Below are 17976 nucleotides of genomic sequence, written 5' to 3'. Positions count from 1 at the left end.
GTGGGCCCATCCACCGGCTCCCAGCCCTCGCAAGCTCGCGCCGGGGCCCTCGCCGGCGTGGGCCCATCCGGGCAGGTTAGTCCGGGAGGATCCGGCGGACCACCGCGTCTGCGAGCAGGCGCCCCTTCAGGGTGAGGACGAGTTTCCCGCGGAATGCCGCGGCCGGGTCCACCAGGCCGTCGGCAATCAGTCCTGCCATTTCGTGGCGTCCGACAGCGCTCAGGGTGGCCACTTCAAGGCCCGCCTGGAGGCGAGCCTCCAGCATGATGCGTTCGACATTCCGGGTTTCCGGGTCAAGGGTTTCCCGCCCGGCAGCCGGTGAGAGTCCCTGGGCCAGGCGGCCGGCATAGGCGGTGGGATGTTTGACGTTCCACCAGCGGACGCCACCAACATGGGAGTGGGCGCCCGGGCCGATCCCCCACCAGTCGTCCCCCCGCCAGTAGGCGAGGTTGTGGCGGCACGCCTGCTCCGGTGTGCGGGCCCAGTTGCTGACCTCGTACCAGCCCAGGCCGGCCGCGGTGATCAGCTGGTCGGCGAGTTCGTACTTGTCGGCGTGGTCGTCGTCGTCGATACCCGGGACCTCCCCGCGCCGCATCTGCGCGGCGAGCTTGGTGCCGTCCTCCACGATCAGCGCGTAGGCGCTAATGTGGTCGGGCTGGTAGGACAGGGCGGTCTCCAGGGAGTACCGCCAGTCGTCCAGGGATTCGCCCGGCGTCCCGTAGATCAGGTCCAGGCTGACGGCCAGTCCGGCCTCCCTGGCCCACTGCACCACCTGCGGAACCCTGCTGGGGGTATGCGTCCGGTCCAGGACCTTGAGCACGTGCGGAACCGCCGACTGCATGCCAAAGGAAACGCGCGTGAAACCCGCTGCCTTGAGGACAGCGAGGGACTCGGGAGTCACGGAGTCCGGATTGGCTTCGGTGGTGACCTCCGCGCCGTCCTCAATGCCCCACTCGTCGATTGCCGCCCGAAGGATCCGGGCGAGATCGGCGGCGGGAAGCAGGGTGGGCGTCCCGCCGCCGAAGAAAACAGTGCTGAGCTTCCGCGCCGGAAGCCCGGACCCGGCCAGCACCCTGGCGGCAAACGCCACCTCGGAGGCGGCGGTGCCGGCATAGGCGTCCTGGGACGCACCGCCGCCGAGCTCGGTGGCGGTGTAGGTGTTGAAGTCGCAGTACCCGCAGCGCACCGCGCAGAAGGGGATGTGGACATACAGCCCAAACGCACGGCTCTCCGCGCCCTCGGCTGCCTGCGCGGGCAGCAGGCCGTCCGACGGCGCGGGGTCGCCCAGGGGAAGAACACTAGGCATTGCTGCGGCCCGTGATAGATGCGGCCACTGTCATCACTACTTCTTGGCCTTGTCCTTGGACTCGTCGGTGGTCAGCGCGGCGATGAAGGCCTCCTGGGGAACCTCTACGCGGCCTACCATCTTCATGCGCTTCTTGCCTTCCTTCTGCTTCTCCAGCAGCTTCCGCTTACGCGAAATGTCACCGCCGTAGCACTTGGCGAGCACGTCCTTGCGGATGGCGCGGATGCTTTCGCGAGCGATGATCCTGGATCCGATGGCTGCCTGGATGGGGACCTCGAACTGCTGCCTCGGAATGAGCTCACGCAGCTTGCCGGTCATCATCACGCCGTACGCGTAGGCCTTGTCCTTGTGGGTGATGGCACTGAAGGCGTCCACCTGTTCGCCCTGCAGCAGGATGTCCACCTTGACGAGGTCTGCCACCTGTTCGCCGTCGGCCTTCCAGTCCAGCGACGCGTAGCCGCGGGTCTTGGACTTGAGGATGTCGAAGAAGTCGAAAACGATCTCCGCCAGAGGGATCCAGTACCGCAGTTCCACGCGGTCCTCGGAGAGGTAGTCCATGCCCTTCATCTGGCCGCGGCGGCCCTGGCACAGCTCCATGATGGCCCCCACGAACTCGTTGGGGGCGAGGATGGTGGCGGACACCATGGGTTCCCGGACTTCCCGGATCTTGCCGGCCGGGAACTCGCTGGGGTTGGTGACGGTCAGGACGGACTTGTCCTCGAGGGTCACCTCGTAGACCACGTTCGGTGCCGTGGAGATGAGGTCCAGGTTGAATTCACGCTCCAGGCGTTCCCGGACGATCTCGAGGTGCAGCAGGCCAAGGAAGCCCACGCGGAAGCCGAAGCCCAGCGCGGCGGAGGTTTCCGGCTCGTAGACCAGTGCGGCGTCATTGAGCTTGAGCTTGTCCAGGGCGTCGCGGAGCACCGGATAATCGGTTCCGTCCAGCGGGTAGAGCCCGGAGAACACCATGGGCTTCGGATCGGCGTAGCCGCTGAGGGATTCCGACGCCGGCTTGGCAAGGTTGGTGACCGTGTCACCTACCTTGGACTGGCGGACGTCCTTCACGCCGGTGATGAGGTAGCCCACCTCACCGACGCCCAGGCCCTTGGAAGGCGTCGGCTCGGGTGAGCTGACTCCGATCTCCAGGAGTTCGTGCGAGGCCTTCGTGGACATCATCTGGATGCGCTCGCGCGGATGCAGCATGCCGTCCACCACCCGCACGTAGGTGACCACGCCGCGGTAGGTGTCATAGACGGAGTCGAAGATCATGGCGCGGGCGGGTGCGTTGGCGTCACCCACGGGTGCCGGGAGGTCGGTGACGATCTTGTCCAGCAGGGCCTCGACGCCCACGCCGGTCTTGCCCGAAACCAGCAGGACGTCCTCCGGATCGCCGCCGATGAGATTGGCCAGTTCCGCTGCGTACTTCTCTGGCTGCGCCGCCGGAAGGTCGATCTTGTTGAGCACCGGAATGATGGTTAGGTCGTTTTCCATCGCCAGGTAGAGGTTCGCGAGGGTCTGTGCCTCGATGCCCTGCGCCGCGTCCACCAGCAGGACGGCACCTTCGCACGCCGCCAGCGACCGGGAGACCTCATAGGTGAAGTCCACGTGGCCGGGAGTGTCGATCATGTTCAGTGCGTAGCTCACGCCGTCAACTTCCCAGGGCATGCGGACGGCCTGGGACTTGATGGTGATGCCGCGTTCACGCTCGATATCCATGCGGTCCAGGTACTGGGCCTTCATGTCGCGTGCCTGCACCACTCCGGTGGACTGCAGCATGCGGTCAGCCAGGGTGGACTTGCCGTGGTCAATGTGCGCGATGATGCAGAAATTCCGAATGATGGCCGGATCTGTCGCGGCGGGCACCGGGGCGGTGCGGGCCATGGGAGACACGCAGGGGTCCTTACTGTTGGCATTTCCGCGGCTGCCGGCGGGTGCACCCTTGATCAGGTTCCCGCGGTCCAGCCGCACATCGTCAACTTCAAGTGTCCCACGTCCGGGCGCGTGGCACCGCATCCCGTTGGGGGGTTTACAGTCGTGCCCGCAGCAGGGCCCGGCTGTAAGGTGGCGGAATGCCTTTCAGTCTCCGTCCCCTGGCGAACGCCGTCCGGAGCGGGCTTCGGCTGCTAAGTGCGACCGGGCCCGCTTCGTCCAAGAACCTGGCGCCGTCCCGTTCCCACGCCCGGGGGCCTGCTGCCCCTGCCGGCACAAGCCGCTACCCGGGGGATTTCCGCGGGCGCTCCGTCGTCAGCTATGCGCCCAAGCCCGACGGCGATCCGGACCCCGGCGAGGTGGTGTGGACCTGGGTGCCGTACCAGGAGGACCACTCCCGCGGGAAAGACCGCCCGGTACTGCTGGTGGGACGCAGCGGACCGTACCTGCTGGGACTGATGCTCACCAGCAGGGACCGGGTGCCCGCAGCATCCGCATCCCCCGACTACGTGGACCTGGGCGTGGGCGGCTGGGACCGCCAGGCCAGGCCCAGCGAGGCCCGGCTGGACCGCATCCTGCAAATCAGGCCGGCGGACATCCGCCGGGAGGGCGCTGTGCTGGACCGCAAGCGCTTTGACGCCGTGGCCGCAGGGCTCCGCGCGCGACACGGCTGGACGTAGGCCTTGAATGGCCAGCCCGGCGGCTGACCTGCTATTCTTTATAGCTGTGTGTCCGTGCAGGTCGACGGCCACTGATGGTTGGCCGCCATAGGTATCCCCACGCCGCTCAGTCAATGGCCAGCCTGAAAGCCCTCTAGACCATTTCCGCATTAAAAAGAGAGTTCACACGTGGCGAATATCAAGTCCCAGAAGAAGCGCATCCTCACCAACGAGAAGGCACGCCTGCGCAACAACGCAGTCAAGTCCGAGCTGAAGACGGCCATCCGCGCCGTCAACACCGCCGTTGAGTCCACGGACAAGGATGCAGCTGCTGCTGCCCTGGTTGTTGCCAGCCGCAAGCTGGACAAGGCTGTCAGCAAGGGTGTTCTGCACAAGAACAACGCAGCAAACCGCAAGTCGGCGATCTCCAAGAAGGTCAACGCACTGTAAGGTTTCCAGTTCCCCGAACTGATGATCGTGGCCGGTACCCTCGGGTACCGGCCACGCGCCTTTAAGCGGTACCGCCTGCGGACTTAGCGGCCCTGCACGGACATTGCGATGATCCTGACCGCATTCTCGACGGCGAACACAGGGTCACGCGAGAGCCCCTTGACCTGTGCGTCCGCCTCCGCCGTGGCCTGGATGGACCGGACCAGCCCTTCCGGAGTCCACCGCCGGACGTCACGCTGCGCCTGCTCCACCAGCCACGGCTGCATGCCCAGTTCGGCGGCGATCTGTGTCGCGGAGCCGGAAGCGCCGGCCACCCGGGCCACCGTGCGCAGTTTGGCCGCCAGGGCAGCCACCAAGGGAACCGGATCGGCCCCCGTGGCAAGGGCATGCCGGAGCGTGGAAAGCGCCAGGGGCCCGTTTCCGGCCATCGCAGCGTCGGCCACCTTGAATGCTGTCGCCTCGATCCTGCCGCCGTAGTACCGGTCAACCACCTCAGACGTCACGGTGGTTCCCGCATCGGAAATCAGCTGGCTGCACGCAGCGGCCAGTTCGGAAAGGTTGGCCCCTACCGCGTTGACCAGGGCCAGGACCGCGTCCTGCTCGATCCGCCGGCCGGCCGCTTTGAACTCCGCGGACACGAAGGCCATCTTGTCGGCGTCCTTCTTGAGCGGCTGGCAGTCCACCACCGGCCAGCCGCCCTTCTTGATGGCGTCGAGGAGCTTCTTGCCGCGCGCTCCCCCGCCATGCCGCAGGACCAGGACGGCGTCCGGTTCCAGATGGCCGAGGTAGGCCAGGGCGTCGGCCAGGAAAGCCTCGTTCATGGCTTCCAGGCCTTCGACCTCGATTAGTTTGCTTTCCCCGAACAGTGAGGGGCTGACCAGCATTAGAAGGCTTCCGGCCTCGTAGGCGGCGGCGTCGACCCGGCTGACCTCCACATCGGGAGACGTTGCCCGGACCTGCGACCGGATGTTGTCCATGGCCCGAATGCCCAGGTACTCCTCGGGGCCGGTGATGAGGACAACGGGTGCCGGGGCTGCATCGCGCCAGGCGGCAGCATTCGACGCCGCCGGACGGGTTGCTCGTTTTTGCGCAGCGGCCATCGGGGATCCCTTCCGGAATATTTTGTGGAGTATCCCAGCCTGCCATGTCCTGCACCGTGGTCAAAGCCGTGTTGCCGGTGCGGGGCCGCCCACTTGCGCTCCGGCAGCGCAAGAAGCGAAACCGTGGTCCGGTGAGCCGCGAGGGCAAGGCGCCCAACGGCCCGGGGACGTGCCGCCGCCCACGTGGCAGCTGCGGTGAGGACCGAGAGCAGGAGCATGGACAGCAGCCCGGTTAAACCTTCCGGCCAGGGAAGGGAGGCACCCGGAAGCTGCGAGCTGACCCGTGCGATGCCCGCGACGCCGGCACTGAACGTTCCAGCCACGGCGATGAGCAACGTGGCGGGCCAGGGTGCCAGGGCAACAAGGGGAACCGCCGCGGTTCCCAGCAAGGTTACCGGCGCCACCAAAGGTGATGCGGCCACGTTCGCCAGGAGCGAGTAGGTCGAAAACTGGGGCTGCAGCAGGACAATGACGGGCCCGCACAGCAGCTGGGCGGACAGCGGAACCGCCACGGCGGCGGCCGCCCACCGGGGAATGCCGGCGGGAGTCCAGTCAATGATCCGCCTGCCCAGGACGATGATTCCCAGCGTCGCCAGGACGGAGAGCAGGAACCCGAAGCTCCCGCCCAGCCCAGGGTCGACGAGCAGGAGCCCTGTCACCGCCAGGCAGAGGAAACTCAGCCCCCGCCCGGAGCGGCCCGCGGAGAGGGCAGCCACGGCCACCGCTCCCATCACGGCTGCCCGCAGGACGCTGGGGTCCGGGCCGACGAGGACTACGAACATCCCCAATCCGGCCAGGGCCGCGGCGGCGGCGGGCGCGCGCGGCATCCGCATTTTCCGGCAGGCAAGCAGCAGCGCACCCAGGACGAGGCTGCAGTTGGCCCCGGAGACAGCGGTGAGGTGGGTCATGCCCACGGCTTTCATGGCGTTTTCCAGTCCTTCGTCCAAGGCGCTGGTATCCCCTGTGACCATGCCCGGAAGAAGGCCTGCGGCATCAGGGGCCAGAAACGCGGCAGCACTGACAAACCGGACCCGCAGGTCCTTTGCCGCCCTCTCCAATCCGGAGCCGCCGTCGGCCCGGCCCGGCGCGGAAGAGGCAGCCAGCGTACCGGCCTCATACCGCCCTGGATCAGCCGGACGCAGTTTTCCGGTGGCGCGGACGGCTTGGCCCGGGACCAGGGTTCCCCAGGTGCCACCACCCATGACCACCAGCTGCGCCCGGGTGCGCAGCACCACGCCCCCAGTGGCGACTTCCCGGGTCAGGACGGGCACGGACCACCGTTCGGGCGGACCTGCCTGCCCGGGCCTGCTCAGCGGACGGGGCGTCCCGGCCACCTCCACCAGCGCGACCACAGACCTCCCCTCGGCGATAGCCTCGGCGAGCGGGCCATCAAAACGCTGGCTGGACGCCACGGAGGAATGGGCTGCAGCGGCGGCGGCGAGCAGGAGGGCAATGGCAGTGGTGGCCCGGAAGCTGCGCCGGCCCAGCGGATGCACGGCGGGTGTCCGCCGGCGGAGCCGCACCAGCAGCAGCACGCCGAGGGCCGCCAAAACCACACAGAGCACGGCCAGGGCAGCAGGCGTCAACCACAGGCCGGCAAGGGAAGCGCCCCAGACCATGGCGGCAGGAAGGGCAAGGCGGAGATCCGTACGGCGGCCCGGGGATCCGGTGCCGGCGTCGTCGCTGCCGGCTCCATCGCCTGGTGCAGCGCCGCCCCTCGGCTTAGGCAGGGCAAGCCCGTCCCGGATTGCGTCCATGCGGCCTGAGTATGTGCCGGAGACGGGCCGTTTCCTGCTGTCCTCCACGTTCGGCCCGTTGACGCCATAACCGGCGCCTGCTCCCTGCGCGCCGCTGACGGCGGAGTCCACGTAACGGCTCCACGGACTGGCCTTTCGCCCTGCTCCCCCTTCACCCATCAGGATGCCCGTTCACCTGCTGCGGCACGTCACACCGTCACCAGCGGCAGCAAGGCCTCAAGCAACTTGGGGCCCACACCGTCCACCGCGTCAAGCTCCTCCGCGGTCTTGAAGGGACCGTGGTCCGCCCGCCAGTCCACGATCCGCTGTGCGAGCACCGGCCCCACCTTGGGCAGGGTGTCAAGCTCGGCCGCCCCCGCGGTGTTGAGGTTGACCTTCGCACCGCCGGACCCCGGCCCGCCACCGGTGCCCACTGCACCGGCCGGTCCGGCGGACTCCGCCAACGGCGGCGTGGCTTCACCCTGCCGGGGAACATGGATCTTTTGTCCGTCCTCGACGACCAGTGCCAGGTTGAGGCGGTTGAGATCGGCGTCGGGTGTTCCGCCGCCCGTAGCGCCGATGGCGTCATGGACACGGCTCCCTGCCGGCAGGGTCACCACGCCGGGCGCGGCCACCGCACCGGCCACATGGACCACTACCGGGCCGGCGGAGCTTCCCGCAGGCTTAGTCACCTGCGGCAGGGCCTCCGCGACCTCCCCGGCGTCCCCACCGTCCCCGTCCCCGTCCTGGGATCCGCTTTCCGCCGGCGGGCCCGCGCTGATCCCGGCAAGCGGCAGGATCTGCGGACGGCCGGACGCGGCCTGCCACCAGAACACCGCACCGGCGGCGACAGCAAGGACGCCGAGCAGGACCGCAACCCGAAGCCCCAGCCGCCAGCGCAGTGCGGGGGCCAGCCCGGCAGGCCCCCCAACGCCTTCGCCACGCCCGTCTTCAAAGCCCACAGGGTCCGGCAGGGGTTCTTCACTCCCCCCATACGCGAAGTCCCGCTCCCCTCCCCCGTCCGCCAGGAGCCCCTGCCGCCCTCCCAGGGTTGCCTGCAGGCGGGCCCTGGCATGGCGCGCCGAAGGTCCCGCTGCTCCAGCATCCCGGCGTGACATGGCTTCACGCTAAGGACATCCGCGCACCGGGCAACAGGCCCGAAAGGTGCTATGTGGACAGGCTAGGGAGCCTGGGGTCCAAACGCGCCGGCGGCAGCGTCGCGGCCAACGATAACGGCCAGGACACCCAGACCGGCGTGCGCCGCCAGCACTGCCGGGAGTGAGCTGATCTGCGCCGGCGGACACTGCGGTAGCGCGGCTGCCAGCCTGGCCGCAAGGCCTTCGGCTTCCTCCGGGTTCCCGAAATGGTGTACCGCCAGCCGGACCGCCTGCCCGGGCTGGGCCAGCGCCTCGGCGGCGACGAGCTCCTCCAGCCGGCCTACCGCCCTGGCGGCCGACCGCACCTTCTCAAGAGGTACGATCCTGCCGTTTTCCACCGCAAGGATCGGTTTGATGGCCAGCATCGTGCCCAGCAACGATGCGGCCGGGCCAATCCGGCCGCCGCGGCGGAGCTGCTCCAGGCTCGGAACGTAAAAATAGACCTTGGTCCGGCCGGCCTGGGCCGCCGCGGCGGAAGCAGTACTGACCGCGTCGGCGCCGCCGGCCGCAGCCGCAACACCGGCCTGGACCGCCATGCCCAGCGCCATTCCCACCGTCCGCGAGTCAACCACTTCCACCGGGATTCCCACCCGGGCGGCGGCCAGGCGGGCGGCATCCGCCGTGCCGGAGAGCTCGCCGGAGATGTGGATTGAGACGATCTCTTCGTACCCCAGGCGCAGCGACGCCCGGAAGGCCTGCTCGAACTGTCCGGGCGAGGGGCGGGACGTCTTGACCGGCGTCCCCGCGGCCAGGGCCAGCGCTATGGTTTCCCGGATGTCGTCTTCACCCTCGCCATAGATGTCCCCTCCCACCATGACGGGCATGGGGATGACGGTGAGCAGTCCGTCTGCCTTGAGCCCGGCCGCCCAGGGCTCCGGCAGGGCTGCGGCGGAGTCCGTCACCACTGCGGTGCGGACGACGGCGGCTCCGGGCTTGGGTGCGGGGCGTAAACCTGCCAGGCGGGCCCGGAACCAGGGCCAGCCGGCGGCGGAGCTGTCGGGCAAGGGGCCTCCTGGTGTCACTGGCCGGCCACCGGAGTTGTCCGGTGGCCGGGTCCGGCCTGCCTCTAGGCCGGGACGATGTTGACCAGTTTAGGTGCCCGGACAATAACCGTGCGGATGCCGCGGCCGTCCATGGCGCGCTGGACGTTTTCCGAGGCCAGCGCCAGTTCACGGAGTTCGTCCTCGGAAATGTCCGGGGAGACTTCCAGCCTGTCCCGCACCTTGCCCTGGACCTGGACGACGGCGGTGACCGTCGCCTGGACCAGGAGCGCGGGGTCATGGGCCGGCCAGCCGGCGTTGGCCACGGATGCGGGGTGGCCCAGCACGTTCCACATGTCTTCGGCGGTGTAGGGCGCGAAGAGGCTGAGGATGACGGCCACTGCCTCGGCGGCTTCACGGACGGCCGGATCGGCGCCGCCAGCACCGGAGTCGATGGCCTTGCGGGTGGCGTTGACCAGTTCCATCAGCTTGGCCACCACGACATTGAACTTGTTGGCATCCAGCAGTTCGGCGGCGTCCGCGATGGTGCGGTGCGTGACGGAACGCAGCGCCCGGTCCCCGGTGCCGAAGTCGGTGCCGGGAGCGCTGGAGACATCCTGCGCCAGGCGCCAGGCGCGGGCCAGGAACTTCGCGGAACCGGACGGGGACACGTCGGCCCAGTCCACGTCGTCCTCCGGCGGGGAGGCGAAGATCATGGTGAGGCGGACGGCGTCCACGCCGTACTTATCCAACTGCTCACCCAGGTCCACGCCGTTGCCCAGCGACTTGCTCATGGCCTTGCCGCCGTTGAGCACCTGGCCCTGGTTCAGGAGGGCGCTGAACGGCTCGTTGGCCTCGATCATTCCGAGGTCGTTGATGACCTTGGTGAAGAAGCGGGCGTACAGCAGGTGCAGGATGGCGTGCTCCACGCCGCCGACGTACTGCCCCACGGGCATCCAGTCGTTGATCTTCTGCGGATCGAACGGGCCCTCGGTGTAGTGCGGCGAGACGAACCGCAGGAAGTACCAGGACGAGTCCACGAAGGTGTCCATGGTGTCGGTGTCGCGCTTGGCAGGTCCGTGGCAGGACGGGCACTCGACATTGACCCAGGCTTCGGCGGCGGCCAGGGGCGAGGTGCCCTTCGGGGCCAGGTCCTCACCGCGCAGGTCCGAGGGCAGCGTGACGGGCAGCTGCTCGTCCGGGACGGGCACCTCCCCGCAGGACGGGCAATGGATGATGGGGATGGGCGTGCCCCAGAACCGCTGCCGGCTCAGGAGCCAGTCGCGGAGCCGGAAGTTCACGAACTTCTCGCCGGTCCCCTGCCGCTCCAGGATGGCGATGGCGGCGGGGATGGCCTCAGCCTTGGGCAGCCCGTCCAGCTCTCCGGAGTTGATCAGGGTGCCTTCGCCGGCGGTGGCGGTGCCGGACACGGCGGGGTCCTCCTCGCCGGTGTCCAGGACCGCGCGTACGGGCAGGTCGAAGGTGCGGGCGAAGTCGAGGTCGCGCTGGTCGTGGGCGGGAACGGCCATGATGGCGCCGGTGCCGTAGTCGGCCAGGACGTAGTCGGCGGCCCAGACGGGCAGCTTTTCCCCGTTCAGCGGGTTGATGGCGTACCGGCCGGTGAAGACACCGGTCTTTTCGCGTTCGGTGGACTGGCGCTCGATCTCCGACAGTGCCTTGACCTGTTCACGGTACTCGTCCAGCGCTGCCGCGTGTTCCTCTGTCACGAGTTCGACGGCGAGCGGCGCGTCAGCGGCCACCACGAAGAAAGTGGCACCGTACAGGGTGTCCGGGCGGGTGGTGAAGACCGTGACCTCCTTGGCGGGCTTGCCGCCGTCGGCCTCGATCACGAAGTTGACGTGGGCACCCTCGGACCGGCCGATCCAGTTCTTCTGCATGGCCAGTACCCGTTCGGGCCAGTGGCCCCGGAGCTGTTCCATGTCGTCGAGCAGCCGGTCGGCGTAATCTGTGATCTTGAAGTACCACTGGTTCAGGGACTTCTTGGTGACAGTGGTGCCGCAGCGCTCGCAGGCGCCGTTGACGACCTGCTCATTGGCCAGGACGGTCTGGTCCTTGGGGCACCAGTTGACCGGCGAGTTCTTCCGGTAAGCCAGGCCGCGCTCGTAGAAGCGCTTGAAGAGCCACTGGGTCCAGCGGTAGTACTCGGGATCCGAGGTGTGCAGCCGGCGGGACCAGTCGGCGGAGATGGCGTAACGCTTGAAGGACGCGGCCTGCGTGTCGATGTTCGCGTACGTCCACTCGCTGGGATGGGCGTTCCGCTTGATTGCGGCGTTCTCCGCCGGCAGGCCGAAGGAGTCCCAGCCGATCGGATGCAGCACGTCATAGCCCTGCTGGCGGAGGTAGCGGGCCACGACGTCGCCCATCGCGAACGCCTCGGCATGGCCCATGTGCAGGTCGCCGGACGGGTAGGGGAACATGTCCAGCACGTACCGCCGCTCCCGCGATCCGTCGTCGACAGGGGTGAAGACCTTCAGGTCCTCCCACACCTGCGGCCACTTGGCCTCCATGGCCGGGAAGCTGTACGTGCCCTCCTCGGGCGCTTCCGCTGCCACTGCTGCTCCGGTCTCTGTCTCCGGCTGAACGCCCACTGCTGCCCTCTTCTGTTCTGTTACGGCACTTGTGCTGCCATAACGGCCTGATCCTCCCGCAGCGGCCCGGGAAATCCTCCCGGACACACAAAAGCCCCTCGCCATGGAGGGGCTGCCGCTCAGCCGTCCGTCATGTCGGACAGCCGGCGGCTAGCTAAGCAGAAGGATCGCACGCATGGAACTACTTTAGCGCACCTGCGGGAGCCGGGGCTGAAGGGGGCTGTACCCGGCCGGTTGCCCGTCACTAGACTGGAGCCGGCCCGTCCGGGCCCCGATCCGGCAGGTGACGCCATGCATAATGCTGCGGAGAAGGCCGCGGGAACGGAAGGCCGCTTTCCCCGGCTTGGCGGGGCAGCCGCCCTCCAGCGGGATGTTGTGGGCGGCAAGGCCGCCGCCCTGGCCCGGCTGCGGAGGGCAGGATTCCCGGTGCCGCCCGGATTCGTGGTGACCCGTGCCGCGTTTGATGACGCCTCGGGGCGCAGCGACTGGTTGCGCCTGTTGCAGGACGCTGCCCGGGCGGCTGGCCCCGGCCCCTATGCCGTCCGCTCCTCCGCCACCGCGGAAGACCTGCCGGGCGCTTCCTACGCCGGCATGTACGAAAGTTACCTCAATGTTGATCCGGCAGGCCTCGATACTGCGGTCGCCCGCTGCTTCCAGTCGGCGGAGGCCGGCAGGGTGCGGGCGTACCAGGAGTCCCGCGGCCAGACGGGCAGCGGGACCATGGCCGTGCTGGTCCAGCAGATGGTGGAGCCCATAGCGGCGGGTGTCGCGTTCTCCGCCAATCCACTGACCGGAGCCCGGGACGAGACTGTCATTTCCGCTGTACCGGGGCTCGCTGAAGGGCTCGTCTCCGGTTCCGAGGGCGGAGAAGGATGGACAGTCCGGAACGGCAGCGCCACGTGCACCCGCGGCGGAGGCGTCCTGACGGCAGAAGGCGCGACGGCGGTGGCGGCCGCGGCGCAAAGAGTCGCCGGGTACTTCGGTGCTCCCCAGGATGTTGAGTGGGCGTTGGACAGGTCCGGCCAAGTCCAGCTTGTGCAGGCGCGGCCGATGACCGCCGTTCCGGAACCGGTGGCCTGGCAGCGGCCGGGAAACGGTGTGTGGATACGCAACTTCCGGCTGGGCGAATGGCTTCCCGAACCGGTCACCCCGCTCTTCATGGACTGGCTGGTGCCATCCCTGGATGCCGCGTACAACCGGGCCGTGGCCCACTCCACCGGTGTCCAGGTGCCGATGAAACACGCAACGGTCAACGGCTGGTACTACGTTGCTCCGCCCACGCCCGGGGTGCTCCCCCACCTGCTGTTTGGCGGGACGCCGCGCTCGCTGCCCTACATCTTCAACTGCGTCGTCCGTCCCATGCTGGACCCGCCCGGTGCCGACCGCGCTGTCCTGCGAAGCCTGGAGCACGAATGGCGGACCGTGTGCCTCCCCGCCTACCGCCGCCTGGCGGAGGGACAGCCGGAGGACGGCGATGCGGCCGGCCTTCCGGACATCATCGGCCAGGTGGAGCAGGTGGTGGACGCGGCGGGCGCCTACCTCTGGTATTTCTCAGTTACCGGCGGCGCCGCCTGGAAGATGGAGATGGCCCTCGCCCGCTTCTGGCGGCGGCATCTGGCCGGCGCTTTGGCGCGCGCGGTCCGTGGGGCATCCGGGGCTGAGGGCTACCAGGTACTGCTCGGCGGGCTGCTCCCGTCCGCCCCGCCCCAGGTGCCCCATGCCGTGTACAGCATTGACTGGTTCCACAGGACGGCGGGTGAGGAGCCGGAAGCGCCGGCGGCGTCGGTCTCCGGCGGACACCACGTTTCCTCCAGTGCCGTGGACCGGCGCCGGGCGGCAGAGGCTGCCTGCCGTCGGATCCTGGCGGGAACCCGCCTCCTGCGCCGTTTCGACACCCTCCTGGCCGTTGCACAGCATTATGCCCTGCTGCGGGAGGAACAGGCCCGCGACTTCACACTGGGCTGGCCGCTGCTGCGCCGGTGCGCTGGGCGAATAGGCACAACCCTGCAGCAGGCCGGAATCATCAGCGACCCGGAGGACGTCTATTTCCTCACCCGGCGGGAGCTTCGGACCGGCGGACCGCCCCGGCACACAGATGTGTCCCGGCGCCGGGATGACTGGCTGCGGCAGCGGAAACTCGACGCGCCGCTCACGTTGGGCACCTTGCCCCTGCTGGGCAACTCATTTGACCGGATAGCCAACAAAGCCCGGACGGAACGCGCCCTTCCCGCCGGTGCTCTGAGCGGGCACCCGGCAAGCCCTGGCCGAGCCCGTGGACAGGTGCGGCTGGTTACGGGTCCGGCCGACTTCGCGGGATTCCGGCCGGGCGAAATCCTGGTGGCCAGGGCAACGGCACCTGCCTGGACTCCGCTCTTCGCCGGCGCCGCCGCCGTCGTCACGGATACGGGCAACCTCGCCGCGCATGCCTCACTGGTGGCGCGGGAGTACGGTATACCGGCCGTAGTGGGCACCGGCAACGCCACCCAGGTCCTGCACACCGGCCAATGGGTCACGGTGGATGGCAGCAAAGGCATTGTGGAAACTGGCGCAGGCTGAGCCCGGGGCCGGTCCCGCTCCGGAAAGGGCTACTTCACATCCTCGTCCACCCAGTCAATGGACTTGGTGACGGCTTTCCGCCAGAGGCGCATCTGCCGGTCCCGCTCAGCCGCGTCGAGCTGCGGCTCCCAGCGCTTGTCCTCCGACCAGTTGGCTGACAGCTCGCCCAGGTCCTTCCAGAACCCAACCGCAAGGCCGGCCGCGTAGGCCGCCCCGAGCGCCGTGGTCTCGATGACCCTGGGACGGATGACGGGGACACCCAGGATGTCCGCCTGGAACTGCATCAGTGCGTCATTGGCCACCATGCCGCCGTCGACCTTGAGCTCAGTGAGGGGAACCCCCGAGTCAGCGTTGACGGCGTCCAGCACCTCGCGGGTCTGGAAGGCGGTGGCTTCCAGCGCGGCACGGGCGATGTGGTTCTTGTTGACGAAGCGGGTCAGGCCCACGATGGCGCCGCGGGCATCCGGGCGCCAGTGGGGGGCGAACAGGCCCGAGAACGCCGGAACGATGTAGACGCCGCCGTTGTCCTTGACGGAGGCCGCCAGGGTTTCCACCTCGGGTGCGCTGCTGATCATGCCCAGGTTGTCGCGCAGCCACTGGATAAGCGACCCGGCGACGGCGATGGACCCTTCGAGGGCGTACTGCGGGGCGGCATCCCCCAGTTTGTAGCCGACCGTGGTGAGGAGCCCATTCCTGGAGTGGACAATCTCCCCGCCGGTATTGAAAATCAGGAAGCAGCCCGTCCCGTACGTGTTCTTTGCGCCGCCGGTTTCGAAGGCCGCCTGGCCGAAGGTGGCCGCCTGCTGGTCTCCGAGGATCCCGGCCACCGGGGTTTCCCGAAGCAGCTGGGAGGTGTGGACGTGGCCGTACACCTCGGAGGAGGACTTGATGCCGGGCATCATGCTGCGCGGCACGCCGAAGATCTTCAGGATGTCCTCGTCCCACCGCAGGGTCTCCAGGTCCATGAACAGCGTGCGGGAGGCGTTGGTGACGTCCGTGGCGTGGACACCGCCGTCCACGCCGCCGGTCAGGTTCCACAGCACCCAGGCGTCAGTGTTGCCGAAGAGCAGGTTGCCGGCTTCGGCACGTTCGCGGGCCCCCGCCACATTGTCCAGGATCCACTTGATCTTGGTGCCCGAGAAGTAGGTGGCCAGCGGCAGGCCGACCTTCTGCTTGAAGCGGTCGCTTCCGCCGTCCCGGGACAGTTCATCCACGATGTCCTGTGTCCGGGTGTCCTGCCACACGATCGCGTTGTAAACCGGCTCACCGGTGGTCTTGTCCCACACCACGGCGGTTTCGCGCTGGTTGGTGATGCCGACGGCGGCAATGTCGTGCCGCGTCAGGTTCGCCTTGGACAGGGCGGAGGCAACGACTTCCCGGGTGTTGTTCCAGATTTCCGCCGGGTCGTGTTCCACCCAGCCCGCCTGCGGGAAGATCTGTTCGTGCTCCATCTGCCCCGAGGAGACAATGCCGCCGGAATGGTCGAAGATGATGGCGCGGGTGCTGGTGGTGCCCTGGTCGATGGCGAGAATGTACTGGTTCATGGATGACGTCCTTGTCGGGTTGGTGGCGGTGGATGGCGGCGGGGTCCCCTTACGCCACCAGGCTGGGCGTTTCCACCCGGTGGAAGCGCTTCAGCACGTCCTGCGCGTGGAGGATTTCCGCTTTCCGGGCTGCTGCATCCCATCCAAGCGGAACAGCGAGCACTTCTGCCACCTCGTTGAGCAGTTCACCCGTGACGAGCCCGCGGAACGCGAGGGAGGTCCGCCGGATGAGGACGTCCACCAGGTGGCCCACCTGCTCGTGGGCGCCCATGAACTCGAGTTCCCGCACGCTCAGCTCGCGGGTGGAGTGCAGCAGCCGGTCCTCGCCGGCGTCGAGGTACTCCATGACCGCCTCCGCGCGCGTGCCGTAGCGAGTCAGGAGCCCGGCGGTGCGGTCCGCGTCCCGGCCGGGGGCCATGTGCGCCTTGATCCACTGCTGGACGCCGGCCTCGTCGGCGGGGAAGCCCGCACCGCCGCCGATGGGCAGCTGGGCCGTATTCACTTTGCGGCCCTTGCCCAGCTCGGCCAGGACGTCGTCGGCCAGGTGCTCGGCGAGGGCACGGAATGTGGTCCACTTGCCGCCAACCAGGCTCAGGACGACGGCGCCCGTCCCGTCGGCTGCCGGACCGCGGCGCTCGACCCGGTAGTCGCGGGAGACGAAGCCCGGCTGGGTGGCGTCATGCCGGGGCAGGGGCCGCACGCCGGAAAAGGTGTAGACGATCTGTCCGCGGGTCACCGGGACCGAGGGGAACACGTGCCCGATGAGGTCGAAGAAGTAAGAGATTTCCTCGTCGGTGCAGACGGCGTCCTCGGCCATGTTGGCATCCACGTCGGTGGTGCCCACCAGCACGCGGTCACCCATCGGGTAGATCAGGACGATGCGGCCATCCGTGTGCTCGAAGAAGATCTCCCGGCCCCGGCAGGCCTCGAGCAGGGCGGGGTTGTCCAGCACGATGTGCGAGCCCTTGGTGCCGCCCATGAAGGACGAGGCAGAGCCCATCGCCTGGTTGGTCAGGTCAACCCAGGCGCCGGTGGTGTTGACGATGACGTCGGCGGTGAAGTCGAATTCCTCCCCTGTCAGTTCGTCCCGGAGCCGGACGGTGCTCCCCCTGCCGGTTCCGGGGTTGGGCCGGGACGTCACGGACTGCAGTGACACGTAGTTGCTGGCCCGGGCAGTGTCCCCTTGCCCCGGTGCAGTGCCCGTCCGGCCGGCCAGTTCGCCGTCCTGCAGCACGTCGAGGGTGAGTCGCTCGGGATTGTGCACGGACGCGTCGAAGTAGGTGGCCGTGTATTTGATGTCGGGCCGCAACGCGGGGATCTCCGCCAGAGCACGCTTGCGGTCCAGGAACCGGTGCCGGGGCACTGTGCCGCCGGCCCGCGAAAAGGAATCGTAGAGGCTCAGGCCGAGCTTGATCAGGAAGGCGCCGCGCTCCGTGGGCCTGCCCTGCTGCTTGTGCGTGAGGAAGCGCAGGGGCGCAGCCAGGACGCCGGAGAACGTGCTGAAGATCGGAATGGTGGTCTGCAGCGGCTTGACGTAGTGCGGCGCAATCCGGAGCAGCCTGTTGCGCTCAACTACCGACTCCCGGACCAGGCGGAACTCGCCGTTTTCCAGGTAGCGGATGCCGCCATGGATCATGTGCGATGAAGCGCCGCTGGCACCCTGGCAGTAGTCACCGCGTTCCACGAGTGCCACGTCAACGCCCTGCAGGGCCAAGTCGCGGAATGTGCCCACACCGTTGATGCCGCCACCCACCACCAGCACTTTCGCATGCGGACGCCGCCTCAGGTTGTGCACCGGGCTTCGTTCCGCCCCCGGCTTCGGCGCTTCGGCGGACTGCCGCGGCGCGGATGGATGGACGGTTGGCTCTGTGGCTCCCACAACTACTCCTGGTGACTTTTCCTGATGCGCGGCCGCCGGACGCTGGCGCCGCCGTTCCCAAACCATGGTTG

General features: G+C 68.4%; 12 protein-coding genes. 3 read left to right on the top strand and 9 right to left on the bottom strand.

Annotated features, from left to right (window positions below; all coding sequences use genetic code 11):
- Positions 1-76: 76 nt before the first annotated feature.
- Together hemW and lepA are read right to left on the bottom strand one after the other, a co-directional pair.
- Positions 77-1306 carry a radical SAM family heme chaperone HemW gene (gene hemW / locus AC5RU7_RS19715; protein WP_494053663.1) on the bottom strand — a complete coding sequence of 410 codons (1230 nt, stop codon included), beginning with the start codon at positions 1304-1306 and terminating at the stop codon, positions 77-79.
- 36 nt (positions 1307-1342) lie between these two features.
- On the bottom strand, positions 1343-3196 hold the full coding sequence (gene lepA, locus AC5RU7_RS19710) for a translation elongation factor 4 (RefSeq protein ID WP_009358806.1): 1854 nt from the start codon (positions 3194-3196) through the stop codon (positions 1343-1345).
- A gap of 179 nt (positions 3197-3375) precedes the next feature.
- On the opposite strand from lepA, the gene AC5RU7_RS19705 reads away from it, so the two are divergent.
- Both AC5RU7_RS19705 and rpsT read left to right on the top strand, forming a co-directional pair.
- Entirely contained in the window at positions 3376-3915 is a 540-nt protein-coding gene (locus AC5RU7_RS19705) for a type II toxin-antitoxin system PemK/MazF family toxin (protein ID WP_494053662.1), read from the top strand.
- Positions 3916-4083: 168 nt separating this feature from the next.
- Positions 4084-4344: a 30S ribosomal protein S20 gene (rpsT, locus tag AC5RU7_RS19700; protein WP_494009232.1), complete on the top strand. Its 261-nt coding sequence runs from the start codon at positions 4084-4086 to the stop codon at positions 4342-4344.
- Positions 4345-4427: 83 nt separating this feature from the next.
- Here the strand turns inward: rpsT and holA are convergent, their stop codons facing one another.
- From holA to leuS, 5 genes are all read right to left on the bottom strand, one after another.
- Positions 4428-5321, bottom strand: coding sequence for a DNA polymerase III subunit delta (gene holA, locus AC5RU7_RS19695; RefSeq protein ID WP_494053661.1), 894 nt, complete (start codon positions 5319-5321; stop codon positions 4428-4430).
- Positions 5228-7312 carry a ComEC/Rec2 family competence protein gene (locus AC5RU7_RS19690; protein WP_494053660.1) on the bottom strand — a complete coding sequence of 695 codons (2085 nt, stop codon included), beginning with the start codon at positions 7310-7312 and terminating at the stop codon, positions 5228-5230. Before AC5RU7_RS19690 ends, holA begins: the two co-directional genes overlap by 94 nt.
- Positions 7313-7389: 77 nt before the next feature.
- Complete coding sequence (locus tag AC5RU7_RS19685; protein WP_494053659.1) at positions 7390-8298, bottom strand: ComEA family DNA-binding protein; 909 nt, start codon at positions 8296-8298, stop codon at positions 7390-7392.
- Between the two features lie 62 nt (positions 8299-8360).
- Positions 8361-9341: a DegV family protein gene (locus tag AC5RU7_RS19680; protein WP_494053658.1), complete on the bottom strand. Its 981-nt coding sequence runs from the start codon at positions 9339-9341 to the stop codon at positions 8361-8363.
- A 62-nt stretch (positions 9342-9403) separates the two neighbouring features.
- Positions 9404-11926: a leucine--tRNA ligase gene (gene leuS, locus AC5RU7_RS19675; protein ID WP_494053657.1), complete on the bottom strand. Its 2523-nt coding sequence runs from the start codon at positions 11924-11926 to the stop codon at positions 9404-9406.
- A 291-nt stretch (positions 11927-12217) separates the two neighbouring features.
- Between leuS and AC5RU7_RS19670 the strand changes: the two genes are divergently transcribed.
- Positions 12218-14482, top strand: a complete 2265-nt coding sequence (locus tag AC5RU7_RS19670) for a PEP/pyruvate-binding domain-containing protein (protein ID WP_494053656.1) — start codon at positions 12218-12220, stop codon at positions 14480-14482.
- A gap of 29 nt (positions 14483-14511) precedes the next feature.
- On the opposite strand, the gene glpK is transcribed toward AC5RU7_RS19670, so the two are convergent.
- Positions 14512-16026 carry a glycerol kinase GlpK gene (glpK, locus tag AC5RU7_RS19665; RefSeq protein WP_494053655.1) on the bottom strand — a complete coding sequence of 505 codons (1515 nt, stop codon included), beginning with the start codon at positions 16024-16026 and terminating at the stop codon, positions 14512-14514.
- A gap of 49 nt (positions 16027-16075) precedes the next feature.
- The gene (locus AC5RU7_RS19660) at positions 16076-17905 is read right to left on the bottom strand and encodes a glycerol-3-phosphate dehydrogenase/oxidase (RefSeq protein WP_494053654.1); all 1830 of its coding nucleotides are present in this window, start codon (positions 17903-17905) and stop codon (positions 16076-16078) included.
- Positions 17906-17976: the final 71 nt, after the last annotated feature.

It is taken from the genome of Arthrobacter sp. K410C, from assembly GCF_059090105.1.
Note: the sequence above shows the minus strand (reverse complement) of the source record. Positions and strands in the feature narration are given on the sequence as shown.